We start from the raw sequence: 18,707 nt of genomic DNA, 5'->3' as shown, positions 1-18,707 counted from the left end.
ACCTTTGTTAAAAACATATATCTAAAAGACTGACACATATGATTTATTTTATCAAATTACTAGACTACTTTACTAGACATGTAATATTTATGCTAAATTCTAATTGTAAAAACACTTTGTTCTTTTTACATTTGCATACTTAAAAATTTTAGAAAATTATGGGAAGAGCCTTTGAATTTAGAAAAGCTAGAAAAATGAAACGTTGGTCTGCAATGGCAAAAACATTTACCAGAATTGGTAAAGACATTGTAATGGCTGTAAAAGAAGGAGGTTCAAATCCAGAAACTAACTCACGTTTAAGGGCTGTTATTCAAAATGCGAAGGCTGCAAATATGCCTAAAGATAATGTAGAGCGCGCCATAAAAAAAGCGAGTGATAAAGATACAGCAGATTATAAAGAGGTTTTATTTGAAGGATATGCGCCTCACGGAATTGCTGTTGTTGTTGAAACCGCTACCGATAATAACAATAGAACTGTTGCTAATGTTAGAGCTGCATTTAGTAAATGTGATGGAAACATGGGAACTTCTGGATCTGTTGTTTTTATGTTTGACCATACTTGTAATTTTAGAGTAAAAACCGAAGATTTAAAAATGGATCTTGAAGAGTTTGAATTAGAATTAATCGATTTTGAGGTTGAAGAAGTTTTTGAAGATGAAGATGGAATTTTAATCTACGCTCCGTTTGAACAATTTGGTGCTATTCAAAAATATTTAGAAGAAAATAGTTTAGAAATACTTTCTTCTGGATTTGAACGTATTCCAACAACTACAACAAAACTTAATGAAGAACAACAGGCAGATGTTGACAAGTTGTTAGAAAAATTAGAAGAAGATGATGATGTACAAAACGTATATCATTCCATGGAAGGATAAGCATGTTTCTAGCTGGTAAAAAATCAACTATTTTAAAAAGTGAAAATTCACTAGATTTAGTTTGCCCAAAATGTAATTCTAAAAACTCTACAAAAGTTTCTATTCTAGGTTACTACAAACATTTAATTCAAATTCCTTTTTTATCTGGAGGAAAATTTGGTGTATCAGAATGTAAAAAGTGTAAACAACAATATAATTTAAAAAATATGCCGGCGAACATTAAGCTAGCATACTTTGAATTAAAAGAAACAAGTAAAACCCCTATTTGGTTTTATTCAGGTTTAATAATTATAAAATCTTTAGTGCTAATTAAAATTTTTAGTAAATATTATTAATAACAAGCTTATTAATTTATTTAAAGGGTTACTTTTGTGGTCTTAATTTTTATAAGGTATAAATGGACACAATATTTAAACCTAAACTTTTTAGTTTACTAAAAAAAGGCATTTCAAAAAAACAAATTTTTAATGATATTTTCGGAGGAATTGTAGTAGGTATTGTTGCCTTGCCTTTAGCAATTGCTTTTGCTGTTGCTTCTGGAGTATCACCAGAAAAAGGGTTAATCACAGCTATAATAGCAGGTTTTTTAATTTCGTTTTTTGGAGGTAGTAGAGTTCAAATTGGTGGACCAACTGGTGCTTTTATTATTATTGTTTATGGAATAGTTGAAAAATATGGATTAGATGGTTTAATAATTTCAACAGTATTAGCAGGTATTTTATTAATTATTTTTGGATTATTAAAGCTTGGTGTACTTTTAAAATATTTTCCTCAACCTCTTATTGTTGGGTTTACAAGTGGAATTGCGCTTGTTATTTTTTCTACTCAAATTAAAGATGCTTTTGGGTTAGAAATAGCTAAAGTTCCTTCAGGTTTTATTGATAAATGGTCGCTCTATTTTTCGGAAATACCTTCAATTAACTTTTACGCATTAGGATTAACCCTTTTAGCAATTTTAATTATTGTTATTTCATCAAAATTAAAAAGCAAAGTTCCAGGCTCTTTTTTAGCCATAATAGTTATAACATTTATTGTTCAATTATTTAAAATTCCTGTAAGTACTATAGAATCTTTTTTTGGAGAAATTCCTCAAAACTTCCATTTTGTAATACCTTCTTTTGAATTTAATAATTTATCTATGTACATAGCTCCTGCAATTACCATTGCATTATTAGGAGGAATAGAATCGTTACTTTCGGCTGTAGTTTCTGATGGTATGATTGGTGGAAATCACCGCTCAAATACTGAATTAATTGCACAAGGAATTGCCAATATTGTAACTCCTTTTTTTGGTGGAATTCCAGCTACTGGAGCAATTGCTAGAACAGCTACCAATGTTAAAAATGGTGGAAGAACTCCAATTGCAGGTTTAGTACACGCATTAACATTGTTATTAATAATGTTGTTTCTTGGGAAATGGGCTAAATTAATTCCAATGTCTGCATTGGCTGGAGTTTTAATAGTTGTATCCTATAATATGAGTGAATGGAGATCTTTTTACTCCATTTTAAAAGGTTCCTTTTTTGATGTGATTGTTCTAGTTACAACCTTTTTATTAACTGTTTTAGTTGATTTAACTGTAGCTATTGAAGTTGGAGTTGTGCTCTCTGCCTTACTATTTATGAAAAGAATGTCTAACATAAATCCTTATGTTACCAATGAAATTGACACCGATGTTTTGGATGATTATTCAAAAATATCGAAAGGAATTTCTATTTATGAATTAAGTGGACCTTTATTTTTTGCTTCTGCAAAACAATATGCCGAAACTTTAAAAATTATTGGAATTGACAGCAATGTATTAATTATTAGAATGAGACATGTTCCATTTATTGATGCAACAGGAGTTCATAATTTTAAAGATGCTTTAGATTTATTGAAGGAAAATAATGTTAGCATTGTATTATCCGGTGTAAACCAAACAGTTTTAAAAGATTTAGAAAAAAATAAAGTTATTTCCAATAACAAGAAAATTTATACTTTTGACTCTTTTGAAAAAGCACTGCAATATTCAGAAAAGTTAAATATTAAAGAATAGACCTATTTATTCTAATAAAAAAGACAGTAATTAATTACTGTCTTTTTTATCTAAATTGATTTCACTAACCTAATAAACTCACTTCTATACCCATTTTCATCTTCCCCTTTACCTGCTTTAGCTAACTCAATTACTTTATCTAGTTTTGCTTTATTTGTAAATTTTGATTTGGTTAAATTCATGCCAAATAAAGCAACTGCACTTGAAAATTTAAAATCTGAACTCATATTATCTAAAGTCAACTTCTCATCTTTTACAACCTCAACAATTTCAATACTCTTATCACCATTAGGTTTTTTATATCTAAATTTCACAGTTAATAATTCATCGCTTTTATTTGAAGAATTAGCTTTTGTATATTTCAAATTATCAATATTTTTTAGAAATTTACTCTTTACTCCTACCGGAATAATTTCGTACAAAGCTGTTACAGTATGTCCGCTTCCCAATTCTCCAGCATCTTTCTTGTCATCTTTAAAATCTTCAGCATTTAACAATCTATTTTCATAACCAATTAATCGGTAAGCTTGAACTTTATTAGGGTTAAATTCTACCTGAATTTTTACATCCTTTGCTATAGTATACATTGTTCCAGCAAATTCTTCTCCAAAAGTTTTATTAGCTTCTTGCATAGTATCTATATAAGCATAATTCCCATTTCCTTTATCTGCCAAAGTTTCTAATTTTGAATCTTTTAAATTTCCATACCCAAAACCTAAAACTGTTAAAAACACACCAGATTTTCTTTTTTCAACAATTAAATCTTTCATTGCTTTATCACTTGAAGCACCAACATTAAAATCTCCATCTGTAGCCATAATAACTCTGTTATTTCCACCTTCTACAAAATGCTTTTCAGCTAATTTATATGCCAATTCTATACCTTTACCTCCAGCAGTTGAACCTCCAGATTCTAACTTATTTAAAGCATTTAAAATCTTTTCTTTATTATCACCTGAAGTTGGTTTTAAAACGACTCCAGCTGCTCCTGCATACACAACAATTGATACTTTATCTTCTTCTCTTAACTGATTAACTAATAACTTAAAAGCAGATTTTAACAATGGTAACTTATTAGAATCACCCATAGATCCAGAAACATCTAACAAAAACACTAAATTAGATTTTGGAATATTTTCTTTATCTAAATCTTTTCCTTGCAAACCAATTTTAACAATTTTGGTATCCTTATTCCAAGGTGTTTCAGCAACTTCCGTATTTATTGAAAAAGGTTGTTCACTAGTTGGTTGTGAATAATTATATTTGAAATAATTAATGAATTCTTCAATTTTAACAGCTTCTTTTGGAATCTTTTGTCCGTTATTAATCATTCTTCTAACATTTGAATATGCAGCTTTATCTACATCAATAGAAAATGTTGAAAGCGGATTTAATTGAGAACTTTTAAATGTATTCTCGTTAATTTCTTTATAAGATTCATTAGCTGAAACCGGATTTGAATAGTTAATTACTGGCTTTGACTTTCTATTTCTTCTAATAAAAAGGCCACTAATTTTCCCTTTTAAACTTCTTCCATATCCAACAACAACAACTACTTCTTCTAAACAATTAGAATCCGCCTCCATTAAAACGTTAATTATGTTTTCACTTCCAACTGTAACTTCAGAAGTTTTCATACCTACAAAATTGAATACTAGCATATCTCCTACTGAAGCTTCTATTGCATATTCACCGTCAAAATTACTTGTAGTTCCAGTTGTTGTTCCTTTTATTAAAATATTAACCCCAGGTAATGGTCCAGATTCATCTGTAATTATTCCAGTTATAATTTTTTCTTGAGCATTCAATTGAATTGCTAAAAATAAGCTTACCAAAAAGTAGAAATAAATTTTCATAGTATTAAAATTTGAATTAATAATACCTAAAACTACATGAGTTCATTTCATTAAAATAATTAACTTGAGTGAACACGCCTTATCAATGAGTAAAACTAACTTTCCTTTTAGTTAAAGGATTAAACATAGAATGTCGTGTAAATGTCGTGTAGATGTAGTTGCTAATTCATACCTTTATAAAGTACTTTTACCCTATCAAAACAAAGTATTATGACTATAGGTGAAAAAATAAAAACAATACGAATTCAGAAAGGGTTAACGCAAGAAACTTTAGCTGAAAAAACAACTATTAGTACACGAACTATTCAACGAATAGAAAATAACGAAGTTGATCCTCGCTCCTATACTTTAGAACAAATTGCTGAAGCCTTGGAAATAGATTTTAATGAGTTTACTTCGTTTCAATTTCAAAACAATGAAAAAGTAGACAATCAATATTTAGCGTTGGTACATTTAAGTGGTTTACTTTATTTTATTTTTCCTCCGATTCTATTATGGATGTATAAAAAAGGGCAGGTAAAAAATTTAGATAAACACGCTAAAGACGTTGTTAACTATCAAATTTCTGTTGTAATTTATTTATTAGTTTGCATACCTTTAATGCTAATTGTTATTGGGTTTTTTGCAATGATTTTTATTGCCACATTTAGCTTTGTGGTTATAATAATGAATAGCATTAAGGTATTAAACGGCCAAGATTATAAATACAAATACAGCCTTAAAATATTAAAGTAACTGAATAGTTTTTGTTCTATTAATTTTTTGAGTAGGTGTCTCTACAAATTTTGGAATAAAAAAGATTTCTTTAGGTTGTTCAAATTTTGAAAGTGACTTGAGGTTCTTCAATTCATTCAAAATAGTATTATCCTTAATTCCTTCAATAATTAACATTAATTTTTCACCTAAAACTTCATCAGCTATTCCATAAACAAAAAAACGTTCTTTAATAATTTCTGAAAGTTTTTGCTCTATTTGCTCTGGAATTAGTTTAACTCCACCAGAATTAATCACGTTATCAAATCTACCTAACCATTCAAACTCATTTTCAGAATGAATTTTTACAATATCATTTGTAATAATTTCTTCTTCTGAAACTTTGGGAGCATTTATTACTAAACAATTTCTAGAATCTTTAGAAAGAACAACATTTGGCAATGTTCTAAAATAAGATTGCTTCGTTCCACTCGCAATGACATTTTTAAAGTTATTCAACTTTTTTACGACAATATGCGTTATAGTTTCAGTCATACCGTAAGTTGCAAAAACTTCAGTTTTAATATTCTGAATTTTATGTAATAATACTTTTGAAACAACTCCTCCACCAACAATTAGTTTTTTCAATTTATCAATTTCATTTAAAGAATTATGTAGTTGCAATGGCACCATTGCCGAAAAATCGTAGGTTTTATCAACACCTTTTAATGGATTAGAAGAAGGTTCAACTATATCTATATGCCAACCTAATTCTAGTGCTCTTACCAGCATCATTTTTCCTGCAATATAATTTGGAGACATACATAACAAAGCTGTTGTATTTTCCTTTAAATTGAAAAAAGTACCTGTTGCCAAAGCACTATTCTTCATATATTCTTTTTTAAGCTGAATTACTTTTGGTTTTCCTGTTGAACCAGAAGTTTGTACTTCAATAAAATTATCTTCAGAAAACCATTTTTTTAAAAACTCACAAACTTCTTCAGAAGTTGTTTTAGAGAAATTGAGCAATGGTGTAACTTCAGAAAAAGATTTTCCGTTTAATTTAAAACATTTATGAAATTGGATCTTCGTCATTTTTATAATATGGTTTCAATTCCGCTCAACCACCAAACTATGCTATAAATTCATCTTCGTTTAATTCAATTGGTTTTCTAATAGTTGAAAACATTTTCTCGTTCCAATTTGTCCATTTGTATTTTTTTGAAAACACATATAAAATTATTGGGAAAAATACAAAAACTGGTAAAAACATTTCAAAACCTGCCGAAGGTTCTGATGTATCAATTAATAGCGCATCAGTTTGAAAAACGGTCCAATTTGTAGTTACTAAAATAGCAGCAATAATATTATTTGCGGAATGAAAACCTAATGCTAATTCAGTACCTTCATCCATAATGGTAAATATTCCCAACAACAATCCAGTTCCAATATAATACACCATTGTAATCCAACCTAATTTTTGAACTTCAGGATTCATTCCGTGTAGCAATCCAAAAATTACTGATGTTATTATTAAAGCTATAAAACCTTTCTTAAACCAAGTACCAAAACCTTGCATTAAATAACCTCTAAACAACACTTCTTCCATTGAGGTTTGCAATGGTAATAAGAAAAAAGAGATTAAACAAAGTAATAAAAAAGGTATTGGTTTAAAGTTCCAAACATAATCTTCTGGAGCTAAAAAATAACCAATTGCAATAGTTACAACTCCAATTGCTGCCCAAACTGAAAACGCATAAAAAATACGATTCCAATCTAATTTTTTTCTACTTGTTAAAACACTTAAAATTGACCTTTTATGAATGGTTTTAACTCCAATTAACAATGAAACAAGACCTGCTATAAAGGTAAAAATAACAAGTATTAAATACAGATTTGAATTAATTTCTAAACTAGCAAAACTATCATTCGCTGCATTTTGAAATTCAAATAAATCTTCTGAATAAGCGAATGCCACAGCACCTAATGGAATAACTCCAATAAATTGCCATCCAAAAAATAATATAGTTATGGTTACTAAATATGCCCACCATTCGTTAATTCCTTTATATGCTTGTTGTATAAATTTCATTTTTCTTAATTTAAATAGATTGCCACGTAATTTCACTCCTCGCAATGACAATTATATTTTCACTTTCCAGTTTTTTGAATTGTTATAACGTAAATGGCCGTTTTTTACTTCTAGCGGACTTTCAAAATTATTAGTAAATAAACTTCCAGTTCCTAAACCTTGAGGCATTGTATTTCCCAAACTATAGGTCCATTGTGCAATAGCATTTAAACCAATATTACTTTCTAATGCTGATGTTATCCACCAACCAATTTGTTGTTTTTCTGCCAAATTAATCCATTGTTCGCTCCCTTTAAAACCTCCAACTAAACTTGGCTTTAATATTATGTATTGCGGATTAATTGTTTGTAGTACTTTTTGCTTTTTTGTTACATTAAAAATGCCAATTAATTCTTCGTCTAATGCAATTGGTAAAGGAGTTTTTAAACAAAGCTCTGCCATTTCATCAATTTGACCTTGCTTAATTGGTTGTTCAATTGAGTGAATTTCTAATTCACTTAACCTTTTTAGCTTTTCCAAAGCATCTTTAGGTTGAAAAGCTCCATTGGCATCTACCCTTAATTCAATTTCTTTTGATGAAAAATCTTTTCTAATACTTTTTAATAATTTAATTTCTGTATCAAAATCAATAGCGCCAATTTTCATTTTTATAGTTGAAAACCCTACTTTTAATTTATCTTCAATTTGTTTTTTCATAAAAGCTTCACTTCCCATCCAAATTAAACCATTGATATTTATGGAATCTTTAGATGTTGTAAATTTCGAAGGGAATAATTCAAAAGGATTTTTATTATATAAACTTAAAAATGCTTGTTCCAAACCAAATTGAATTGATGGAAATTCTCTCAATTCACTGAATAACATTTTTTTATCTAAATGAATATTTTTACAAAGCCATTGCAATTTTTCTTCATAATCAGGTCTATCATCAGCACTTAAACCTCTAAAAAGTCCACATTCTCCATAACCAATTTTTAATTTTTTATTTAGAATTAAAAAGTAGGTTTCTTTAGTACGCAAAACACCACGTGATGTTCCACTCGCTTGTTTAAAATTGAGGATGTATTTTTTATATGATGCAATCATTACTAAAACGAAATTACTATTTAAAAATGAATTTTTAAAAGAAAAAAAACACTTCAACTTGGTTTAATATTCTATTGTTTTATTAGTTTTTAGAGTGTATTGCTATTCTATTTCCTTCAGTATCAATAAAAGCAGCCATGTAGCCAATTTCTTCAGTAATTTGCATTTTTTCAACAATTGGTTTTCCACCAGCAGCTTCAACTTTATTTAATTCAACACTTACATCGTCAACTTGAGATGATAAATAAATTAAAACGCCATTTGTGCCTGGTGAATAATGTTTAGGATTGTAAATAAGCGATCCGCCTGCTCCTGCTGCATCTTTATCTTCTGAAGCTGGAAACCAACCCATTTGAGTACCGCAAAATTCTTGAACCGTAATTTTTATATTAAAAACTGTTTCGTAAAATTTAACGGCTCTTTCCATATTTGATACTGGGATTTCGAACCAACATAACATATTTGCTTTCATAATTAGTAGTTTTTAGTTAGTAGTTTATATTATTTAGCTACCAGCAAATCGAGTTCCAAATAATTCAACTACTAGCTCTATCCAAATTAATAAAAAAGTAAGATGAGAATTAAAAGAAAAATATAAATTCTTTTATATTTCACTTGAAATAAGACGTTAACTCTTTTTTTTTGGTTATTAATTATATTAAATTTTTATATTATCACCTATTGGTAGTAATAGTAGTTTTTTTCTAGCTTTTCTAAATTTTTCAACAGCTTTAGTTTTATCAATTTCAATATATCCAAAAGTATCAAAATGGTACCCTAAAATTTTGTTACAGTTTAAAAATTTACTTGCTTTAATAGCTTCATCAACGCCCATTGTAAAATTATCTCCAACTGGTAAAACTGCTAAATCTAATTCTCCAATAATTTCAGGTATCAATTTCATATCATAGGTTAAAGCAGTATCTCCAGCAATATAAATTCTATGATGACTTGTTTCTATTACAAAACCTCCTGGCTGACCTCCATAACTTCCATCGGGAAAAGAACTTGAATGAATTGCATTAGTATAATGAACGGTTCCAAAATCAAATTTCCATTTCCCTCCATGGTTCATTGGATGTCCAGAAATTCCTTTAGCTTCAAAATACGTAACAATTTCATAATTAGAAACTACAATGGCGCCTGTTCTTTTAGCAATAACTTCAACATCTAAAATATGATCTTGATGTGCATGTGTTACTAAAATATAATCGGCATATAATGTATTAATGTCAATTGCTGAAGCTAACTCGTTTCCTGTAATAAATGGATCAATTAATAACGTTTTATCTCCTGTTTCAATGCTTATACAAGAGTGACCTAAATAAGATATTTTCATAAAAAAAAGGTATTAGTTGGTTTACTGCAATTTAACAAATTAAATTCACAAAAAAAACCGTGAAAATTAGATTTTCACGGTTTTAAACTCACAATAAAATTCTAATTATTAGAATTTATATTTAACATACACTGTGAAATTTCTTCCTGGTTCAAATATTTTACCAGATAGTGTATTTGAATTAGCGTACGCAAAATTCAAATGCTCGTAATATGTTTTATCAAAAATATTTAAAACTGCTGCACCAACAGAAATATTTTTATAAGGTTCAAATCCTGCTCTAAAATCAACAGTTCCAAAACCTGGAGTCTCTTGCTCCATAAATGACGCTGCCACTCTACTTTGTTTTGCAACTAACCTACTATTTAAAGCTAACCAATAATTATCACTATCGTATTTAACTCCTAACATAGCCATAAATGGTGGAATTTGAGCAAGAGGTTCATCTAAATCTTTGTTTTCAGCATAGGTATAAGATAATTCTGAAGTGAACACTAATTTATCTGTTGCCATGTAATTAAAATTAAACTCAACTCCTGTTTGAGATGCTTTATCAATATTTACAAACTGCTTTGCTACTGTTGGCTCAACTGTAGGTGTAAATTTTCTAGGAATAGATGAATTAACTACAGGAACTATATAATCTTCCAAAAATGAATGAAAAACAGATGCTCCTACCTGAATAGTTTTAAACTTTTTACTGAATGAAAGTTCTATTTGATTGTTAATTTCAGGATCTAAATTTGGGTTTCCAACATACTCATACGGATCTACACCTACTGAAAAATGATTAATAAAACGTTCAATCATAGTTGCCGTTCTAACACCTCTACCAATTGCTAATTGAGCCTGAAAATTATTATTTTGAAACTTTAACGATGCATTTCCACTAATATTAGTTTCGGTAACATCATCTATTTCTCCACCATACAATGCTAAAAAGTCCGCTGCTGGATCATTAATTACTGCTTTTACAAAATCAGCTCTAATTCCTGTAGTTAGTGTTAATTTATCGGCTACTTTAAATTTTCCTTCAGCAAAAACACCATAATCATCTAATTCCGAATCTTGCCAAATTTTATCTTCGAATACTTTTGGTTCTGGAAGCATTGTTCCATTTGCCATTTTTACAATTCGTGTTCTTGAGCCATCACGTTGAATACTATTTACATCAATTCCTGTAAATATTTTAGATTTAGTTGAAGGTGTAAATACAACTTCAGCTTTTCCTCCATAGGTTGAAACCTCAACGGGCGATTGTGCATCAACCATATTAAAGTTAGGTCTATTTCCATTGGTCATTAAATGATCTACATATGAATAGAAAACCTTTGCGTTAAAACTCTCTATTTTTTCTGAAATGTTTTTCCATTTGTAATCTAAACCAGCTAAATAACTATCATCATATGGTGAATCCATTGGTAAACCTGCATGATCCATATCTCTACCAAATGATTGTCTCCAAGTTGCCATTAAACGTTGATTTTCTGTAGGATTGTAACCTAATTTTACTGAATAATCTGTTGTTCTAAACGATGAAGGTACTTCAGTTCCATCACCATCTTCATAATCTCCAAATTCACGGTATGAACCATTAAATTGAAGATCAAATTTATCACCAACATATACTAATGAAGCTCCTGTAACTAAATTTTCACCATTAGATTCGTAACCACCTTCAACACTACCATGCAATCCTTTTTGTTGTTTTGCCGGATTTTTTCCAACCAAATTTATAATTCCACCAAAATTTTGACCAAAACGAACTGTAAAAGGACCTTTTACAATTTCAATTTTTTCAATTTCTTCTGGTATTACATGTGTTGTAATTGGATCCATTCTATTAGGACAAGCATTTAGTATTTTAAATCCACCATCGTATTGAATATTTAATTGTTCATATTTAAATGAACGAAAAACTGGTTCTGAAGCATAAGCTCCACGCTTTGCAATACCAAATCCTTGAATTTCTTTAAATAAATGACCAACGCTTCTTGGTTGGCTAATTCTTTTTTCAGTATCATTTATAACAACTGATTGAGAAATATCATCTAAAGAGTTTCCTTTAACTATTATTTCGCTTAATTCAATTTGACTAGACTGCAAACTAATCTGAATTCCATTAGTTAATTCAATATTTAATGTGTTAAAACTAATATGAGAAATTTCTGCTTTGTCTCCTTTATTTGCTTCAATACTAAATTCTCCATTAGCATTAGAAACAGTATTTGTGTTATTTTTTAATAGTTTTACTGTTGCAAACTGAACTGCCTCGTTCGTATTTACAGCAACAATTTTTCCTGTTATTATTGTGGTTTGTGCATATATTGCAACACCAAACAACAGTACTAAACCTGTTAGTATGTTTTTAATCATTTTTTTATTTAAGTTAGGTTTATTAAAATTTGGACATGTGTATACATATCCTTGAGGCTCTCTAAAAATATTTTTAAATGTTATTCCGAAAAAATATAATTTTGAAGTAATCTATTTATCTAGAACTTAAACGTTAAAGATAACTTCGTTTTACTCACGATAATCAATTATTAGAAAGTTTCCTCTATCTAAATATATTTAAAGTATATACTTTGGAGGCTTAAATAATGTAATAAAAACTCCTTGTGAAGTGGTATTATTTTGATAAAAATTTGAAGATACATTATTCTCTTCTGAAGAAATTTTATAAGTAAATTCTTCTATCGGACTCACTGGATAATCCTTTAAATCAATTGAAGGTATTGTTGAATTGTGGTTGTGTGAACTGTGTGAGTTATTCTTTTTAATTTGGCTTTGTAAATAACATTTACCATTGCATTCTAAATAAGGTTTATCTCTATTCTCACATAAAACCGTAGCTATATAATCGTAATTAGCGTAATATTCCATAATAGGCATAATGGGTTTCACCATTGCTAGTAAATAAAGCAAATAAAACGATATGGCTAGTATTTGGTTTTTCATTAGAATACTAAAAGAATAAACTTATCTCTTAATTTTAATAGTATTAAATTTTTTCGCAATCTATAAAATAAAACCTAAACCAAAAAGAATTGCAAAAAGAAACGTACTTAATGCTAATTTTTTAAGTTCTGGATCTAATAATTTGGCATTTGTATTTTTAAATACTGTGTAAAAATGTTTAAAAATAGGTACATACGCAATTACAAAAAGAAAATTATATGCTGATTTATAGCTAATTACTATGTATAATAGTGCAAATAAAAATGAAGTAAATAATAGATAGTAATGATAATATTTTGCGAATTCTGCTCCTATTTTTACAACTAATGTATTTTTATTAGCTTTTATATCAGACTCACGATCTCTCATATTATTTAAATTTAAAACTCCAGCACTTAACAAACCAATAGAAAAAGCTGGGAAAAAAATTTCAAATGGCAAACTTTTAGTAAATAGAAAATAACTGCCACATACGCTTAACAAGCCAAAAAACAAAAAAACAAAAACATCACCTAACCCAACATACCCATAAGCATTTTTACCCATTGTATATTTTATAGCTGCAGCAATACTGGCTATTCCTAACACAAAAAATATAAATAAATTTAAAAAATCATCTTTTCCAAATGAAACATAAATAAGTGCTATTGCTAACAAAAAAGTAATAAAAACCGATACTTTTATAGCATTCATCATTTGCTTTTGAGAAATAACTCCACTTTGAATTGCTCTTTCTGGACCAACTCTATGTTCATTATCTGTTCCTTTTACACCATCTCCATAATCGTTTGCAAAATTTGATATAATTTGAAAACCAATGGTAGTTAATATAGCTAAAATACATACTAACCAATTAAAACTGCCATGTGAAGCTGCCAAAAAACTTCCAACAATAATACCCGATACAGAAAGAGGTAATGTTCTTAATCGGGCAGCTTGTATATAATGTTTTATCATTAAATAAAAATCTATAAATTTTCTGAATTTGCTATTAATTCGGCAATATCTAGTACTTCTATACTGTCTTCTTTTTCTTTCGCTTTTACACCATCTGTAATCATAGTATTACAATACGGGCAAGCAGTTGCTATAATTTTTGGGTTTGTTTGCAAAGCATCTTCAGTTCTTAAAACATTGATATCCATATCTCCTTTTTCAGGTTCTTTAAACATTTGTGCACCACCAGCTCCACAACACAAAGCTGTTGCTTTATTGCGTTTCATTTCAGTATAATTAACTCCTAATCGCTTAATAATACTTCTTGGTGCTTCGTATTCTGAATTTGCTCTTCCCAAATAACACGGATCATGAAATGTAAGATTTTGACCTTTATACTTTTCTGAAGAAATTTTTAATTTTCCTTCTGAAATTAATTGTTGAATAAATTGTGTGTGATGTATTACTTTGTAATTTCCGCCTAATTGTGGATATTCATTTTTTAAGGTATTAAATGAATGAGGATCGCAAGTTACTATTGTTTTTACTTCATAAGCATTTAATACTTCTATGTTCATTACCGCTTGCATTTGAAATAAAAACTCGTTTCCTGCACGTTTTGCAACATCACCTGTACAACTTTCTTCTGTACCCAAAACAGCAAAGTTAACTTTTGCATGATTCAATATTTTAACAAAAGCTCTAGTAATTTTTTTTGCTCTATCATCAAAACTTCCTGCAGATCCAACCCAAAATAATATTTCTGGCTGTTTGCCTTGCGCCATTAAATCGGCCATTGTAGGTACATTCATAATCTTTAGTTGTTAGGTATTGGTTTTTAGTTGTTCTTTTTCATTTTACTAAAAACTTATAATTATTCGTCTTTCCAATTCATTCTATCCATTTGGCTATATTGCCATGGTGCACCATTATTTTCAATATTACTCATCATATTATTTAATTCTTGTGGTGCTACAGATTGTTCCATTACTAAATAGCGGCGCATATCTACAATAATTGATAAAGGATCAATATTTACAGGACATTCTTCTACACATGCATTACATGTTGTACACGCCCAAAGTTCTTCGTTGGTAATATAATCTCCTAAAAGTTGTTTTCCATCATCTTTAAATTCTCCATTTTTATCTATATTTTTTCCAACTTCTTCTAACCTATCACGTGTTTTCATCATAATAGCTCTTGGAGATAATTCTTTTCCAGTAAGGTTTGCCGGACAAGCTGATGTGCATCTACCACATTCGGTACATGTATAAGCATTCATTAATTGTACCCAATTTAAATCTGTAACATCACTTGCTCCAAATTTTTCAGGTACAGCACCATCATCTTCTGCAGGAGCAGTATAAGGATCTGCATCTGGATCCATCATTAATTTAACTTCGTTGGTTACTGCTTCTAAATTATTTAACTGTCCTTTTGCATTTAAATTCGCAAAATAGGTATTTGGAAATGCTAATAAAATATGTAAATGTTTTGAGTAGTATAGATAGTTTAAGAAAATTAAAATCCCAACTATATGCAACCACCAAGCTGTTCTTTCAATATAAAAAAGTGTTGATACATTAAAGTTTTCAAAAATTGGAACTAAAAACTGACTTACAGGATTACCTAAATTTGATTGTTGAAAAGGAACATCAGTTGCATTCATTATTAAAAACAAACTCATTAATACCATTTCAAAATACAAAATGTAAAGTGCATCGTTTTTTGGAAACCCTTTCATTTCTTTATTCCAAAACCTAGGAATACGTAGTACCATTCTTCTTATCCAAAAAACAATTACTGAAACTAGTACAAGCAATGCTAAAATCTCAAATGAAGCTATTAAAAAATTATAAAAACCGCCTAAAAAAGATAATATTCTGTGCGTTCCAAATAGGCCATCAATAATAATCTCAATTACTTCAATATTAATTATTACAAAACCAATATAAACAATAACATGAAGAATTCCAGCAACTGGACGCTTAACCATTTTGGATTGTCCAAGCGCAATCATGGCCATATTTTTCCAACGTGCACTCGAATTATCTGATCTATCGAGTTCCTTACCTAACTTTATATTTCTAATTAATTTTTGTATGTTTTTTATAAAAAAGCCAATCCCAGCAATTAGGATTATTGCAAAAAGTACGTTGTCAATATAGCTCATAGTATTAATATCTCATTTTAGGTTGAAATATTTTACAAGTTCAATAAATAAACTTGTAAAAAAACTTAATTAATAACAAATATAACTTTAAGATTTTAAACTAAAAATCAAAAATGTAACAATTATAGTAATATAAATATTCTAAATTGTTTTTGCTCTAAAATTTACTAATAGATTATACAAATAAAAAGGTTGCAGTTTAAATTTGTTATTCTTTCTGTTCTTCAGGTGAATAACCTTTATCTTTTTTTCCAAATAAAGAAAAATGAACAAAGCGTTTTGGGTTTAATTTCATTTCACGCAACAACTCTTCCATTTCTTTAGAAGCATTTGTTAAGTTTGTATACATCCCTTCATCGTGTAGTAACTTTCCAAGAGTTCCTTTACCAGATTCCATATTAGATAGTATACCGTTTAAACTATTAACCGTTATTTCTAACTTTTTTACAGTTTCACCTATATTGGATTGGTTTAATGAATCTGAAATTTGAGCCAAATTACTTGTTAATTCTTCAGTATTATTTAAAGTTTTACTCAATTTAGCATCGTTATTTTTCACTAACTCATTAACAGACGTAGATATATCTTTAAAATTAGTTATTGTTTGATTTAGCTGTGCTATACTAGAACGAAGGTTTTTTCTACTTTCTTGATTAAAAATATCATTTAATCCCATCATTAAAGAATCTGCTCTAACAATTACATTTTCAACTTTTGCTTGTAATGGATTGAGTTTTTCAGTTACCGAAGATAAAATATCCGATTCTATTTCACCTTGAAGAAAATCACCGGGTTTTGCTGTTTCGCCTTCATAAGAAGGGATAATTGCCAAAGATTTACCGCCCATTAAGCTTGCACTATATATTTTTGCTATACTTTTTTTTGAGAACTCAAAATCGTTTTCAATACTAAATTCAACAATTAACCAACCTCGTTTATTTGGATTATTATTAAACTGAATATCAACAACTTTACCTACATCAACACCGTTAATAGTAACTACACTTGCTGTATTTAATCCTTGCACATTAGAGTATTCTGTTTTATACGTTTTTAACGGGCCATCAAATATATTTAAACCTTTTAAGTAATTATAACCCCATATAAATAATGCTATTACAGCTACTGCAACAAAACCTGTTTTAAACTCTCTACTTATTTTCAAAATTATTTGTTTTTCGTTAGCAATAATACTAATTATTTTTGGCAGTATTATTAAATTTTTATCATGATTTTTTTATCACTTGACTAACTGGAACTTTTACTCCTTTATTAAAAGCAACAATAAAGGCTGAAGTATAACCTTTTGATTTGGCTAATTTTTGAAGGTCTTTAACTTCATTATAATTAGATGTGTTTCCTAAATAATATTTGTAAGAGTTCCCAACTTTCACTCGTTCAATATTTTGCAACCCTTTAAAATTATACGACTTTGTTGTTAGTTTTCTAGTTCCAGATGCAATTTGTACTTTAAATTTTACTGAAGTATCTACCGTTTCAATTATATTTTCTGTTTTTGTTTCAGTAATTTCTTCAACAGATTTTTTTTCTGTAGTTACTGCATTTATATCTAACTGATTCAAATATTTTTTAATTCCTTTAGCTATAGATTCAGAAAATTTAAGTTTTCCCTTTTCTGTATTTAAATAAGCTCCCTCGCTTTTGTTTGATATAAAACCTGTTTCTATTAAAATACTTGGCATATAGGTTTGGTGTAAAACTACAAAGCCCGCTTGCTTAACACCTCTATTTTTTCTTTTTAAATCGTACGTAAAACCATCTTGAATTATACTGGCTAATTGAATACTTTGATCTAAATATTCTTCTTGCATTAACGTTAGTCCAATTATAGATTCTGGTGATTTAGGGTCAAAACCTTTATAATTTACTTTGTGATTATCTTCTAACAAAATTACAGAATTTTCAGCTTTTGCAACTTCAAAATTTCTACTATTTGCATGTGTTCCTAAAACCCAAGTTTCTGAACCATAAGCTTGAGACGTATGTGAGTTACAATGTACCGACACAAATAAATTTGCATCTGCTTTATTGGCTATTCTTCCTCTTTCCCATAAATCAACAAACACATCGGTTTTACGTGTATAAATAACTTTAATATTCGATTCTTTCTCTAATATTTTTCCAACTTTTAAAACAATATTTAATGCTATATCCTTTTCTTTTGCGTTTTTATACCCAACTTTACCTGGATCTTTACCTCCATGTCCTGCATCTAATACAACTACATACTTTTTAGTTTGAGAATAAACATTATTTTCACTTAATATTAACAATCCAAAAAGTACGAAAAGTGTAAATATTTTCGTTCTTGTTTTTATTTTAGAAAAGTGTTGTGAGTTCATCAATTATTTTAATTATTTTTGGCAACTTATAGATAGGTATACAAATATTGAGCCATTTCAATTTTGACAGCTTTTAAACAATAGTTATTTAATAGCTAAAATAAAAAAATTGAAGCTTTTAAACCAATTTACAAGCTAATATTATAAAACAAAACGATATTAAAACAAAAATTAAAAATATTTTTATAAATAATCTACTATTAATAATAGTATGTAGTATTGGTATTAATAGCTATAGCCAAGAACCTCAATTAATTTCTAAAAATCCTATTCCTACAAAAATAAAGGATAC

The 18,707-nt window shown here is 28.7% G+C and carries 17 protein-coding genes; 4 read left to right on the top strand and 13 right to left on the bottom strand.

The window, feature by feature from the left end; genetic code table 11:
- Positions 1 to 158: 158 nt before the first annotated feature.
- The 3 genes from R3X25_RS07680 (at position 159) to R3X25_RS07670 (ending at position 2,913) form a co-directional block, all read left to right on the top strand.
- The gene (locus R3X25_RS07680) at positions 159 to 875 is read left to right on the top strand and encodes a YebC/PmpR family DNA-binding transcriptional regulator (protein ID WP_317673556.1); all 717 of its coding nucleotides are present in this window, start codon (positions 159 to 161) and stop codon (positions 873 to 875) included.
- Positions 876 to 877: 2 nt separating this feature from the next.
- A complete protein-coding gene (locus tag R3X25_RS07675; RefSeq protein WP_317673555.1) occupies positions 878 to 1,210 on the top strand; it encodes a hypothetical protein in 333 nt (110 codons plus the stop codon).
- Between the two features lie 62 nt (positions 1,211 to 1,272).
- Positions 1,273 to 2,913, top strand: coding sequence for a SulP family inorganic anion transporter (locus tag R3X25_RS07670; protein ID WP_317673554.1), 1,641 nt, complete (start codon positions 1,273 to 1,275; stop codon positions 2,911 to 2,913).
- Positions 2,914 to 2,963: 50 nt separating this feature from the next.
- Here R3X25_RS07670 and R3X25_RS07665 read toward each other — a convergent pair whose 3' ends face one another.
- On the bottom strand, positions 2,964 to 4,769 hold the full coding sequence (locus R3X25_RS07665) for a vWA domain-containing protein (RefSeq protein WP_317673553.1): 1,806 nt from the start codon (positions 4,767 to 4,769) through the stop codon (positions 2,964 to 2,966).
- 210 nt (positions 4,770 to 4,979) lie between these two features.
- Between R3X25_RS07665 and R3X25_RS07660 the strand changes: the two genes are divergently transcribed.
- The gene (locus tag R3X25_RS07660) at positions 4,980 to 5,504 is read left to right on the top strand and encodes a helix-turn-helix domain-containing protein (RefSeq protein ID WP_317673551.1); all 525 of its coding nucleotides are present in this window, start codon (positions 4,980 to 4,982) and stop codon (positions 5,502 to 5,504) included.
- Here the strand turns inward: R3X25_RS07660 and R3X25_RS07655 are convergent.
- The 12 genes from R3X25_RS07655 to R3X25_RS07600 form a co-directional block, all read right to left on the bottom strand.
- Positions 5,496 to 6,557 carry an AMP-binding protein gene (locus R3X25_RS07655; protein ID WP_317673549.1) on the bottom strand — a complete coding sequence of 354 codons (1,062 nt, stop codon included), beginning with the start codon at positions 6,555 to 6,557 and terminating at the stop codon, positions 5,496 to 5,498. The two genes, R3X25_RS07660 and R3X25_RS07655, sit on opposite strands and share 9 nt — an antisense overlap.
- A 37-nt stretch (positions 6,558 to 6,594) precedes the next feature.
- Positions 6,595 to 7,554 (bottom strand): CPBP family intramembrane glutamic endopeptidase, encoded by a 960-nt coding sequence (locus tag R3X25_RS07650; protein WP_317673547.1) that lies wholly within the window; start codon positions 7,552 to 7,554, stop codon positions 6,595 to 6,597.
- A gap of 51 nt (positions 7,555 to 7,605) precedes the next feature.
- Complete coding sequence (locus tag R3X25_RS07645; RefSeq protein WP_317673545.1) at positions 7,606 to 8,640, bottom strand: o-succinylbenzoate synthase; 1,035 nt, start codon at positions 8,638 to 8,640, stop codon at positions 7,606 to 7,608.
- Between the two features lie 82 nt (positions 8,641 to 8,722).
- The gene (locus R3X25_RS07640) at positions 8,723 to 9,112 is read right to left on the bottom strand and encodes a VOC family protein (protein ID WP_317673538.1); all 390 of its coding nucleotides are present in this window, start codon (positions 9,110 to 9,112) and stop codon (positions 8,723 to 8,725) included.
- A 186-nt stretch (positions 9,113 to 9,298) separates the two neighbouring features.
- Positions 9,299 to 9,979 carry a metal-dependent hydrolase gene (locus tag R3X25_RS07635; protein WP_317673536.1) on the bottom strand — a complete coding sequence of 227 codons (681 nt, stop codon included), beginning with the start codon at positions 9,977 to 9,979 and terminating at the stop codon, positions 9,299 to 9,301.
- Positions 9,980 to 10,087: 108 nt separating this feature from the next.
- On the bottom strand, positions 10,088 to 12,355 hold the full coding sequence (locus R3X25_RS07630) for a TonB-dependent receptor domain-containing protein (RefSeq protein ID WP_317673534.1): 2,268 nt from the start codon (positions 12,353 to 12,355) through the stop codon (positions 10,088 to 10,090).
- 198 nt (positions 12,356 to 12,553) lie between these two features.
- Complete coding sequence (locus tag R3X25_RS07625; protein WP_317673532.1) at positions 12,554 to 12,940, bottom strand: hypothetical protein; 387 nt, start codon at positions 12,938 to 12,940, stop codon at positions 12,554 to 12,556.
- A 60-nt stretch (positions 12,941 to 13,000) separates the two neighbouring features.
- Entirely contained in the window at positions 13,001 to 13,897 is an 897-nt protein-coding gene (locus tag R3X25_RS07620) for a 1,4-dihydroxy-2-naphthoate polyprenyltransferase (RefSeq protein ID WP_317673530.1), read from the bottom strand.
- Between the two features lie 11 nt (positions 13,898 to 13,908).
- A complete protein-coding gene (locus R3X25_RS07615; protein ID WP_317673528.1) occupies positions 13,909 to 14,688 on the bottom strand; it encodes a (Fe-S)-binding protein in 780 nt (259 codons plus the stop codon).
- Positions 14,689 to 14,750: 62 nt separating this feature from the next.
- The gene (locus R3X25_RS07610) at positions 14,751 to 16,052 is read right to left on the bottom strand and encodes a (Fe-S)-binding protein (protein ID WP_317673526.1); all 1,302 of its coding nucleotides are present in this window, start codon (positions 16,050 to 16,052) and stop codon (positions 14,751 to 14,753) included.
- Between the two features lie 208 nt (positions 16,053 to 16,260).
- Positions 16,261 to 17,217 (bottom strand): MlaD family protein, encoded by a 957-nt coding sequence (locus R3X25_RS07605; protein ID WP_317673524.1) that lies wholly within the window; start codon positions 17,215 to 17,217, stop codon positions 16,261 to 16,263.
- A gap of 61 nt (positions 17,218 to 17,278) precedes the next feature.
- Positions 17,279 to 18,415, bottom strand: coding sequence for an N-acetylmuramoyl-L-alanine amidase (locus R3X25_RS07600; protein WP_317673522.1), 1,137 nt, complete (start codon positions 18,413 to 18,415; stop codon positions 17,279 to 17,281).
- Positions 18,416 to 18,707: the final 292 nt, after the last annotated feature.

The organism is Lutibacter sp. TH_r2 (genome assembly GCF_033101135.1).
GTDB lineage: Bacteria > Bacteroidota > Bacteroidia > Flavobacteriales > Flavobacteriaceae > Lutibacter.
Note: the sequence above shows the minus strand (reverse complement) of the source record. Positions and strands in the feature narration are given on the sequence as shown.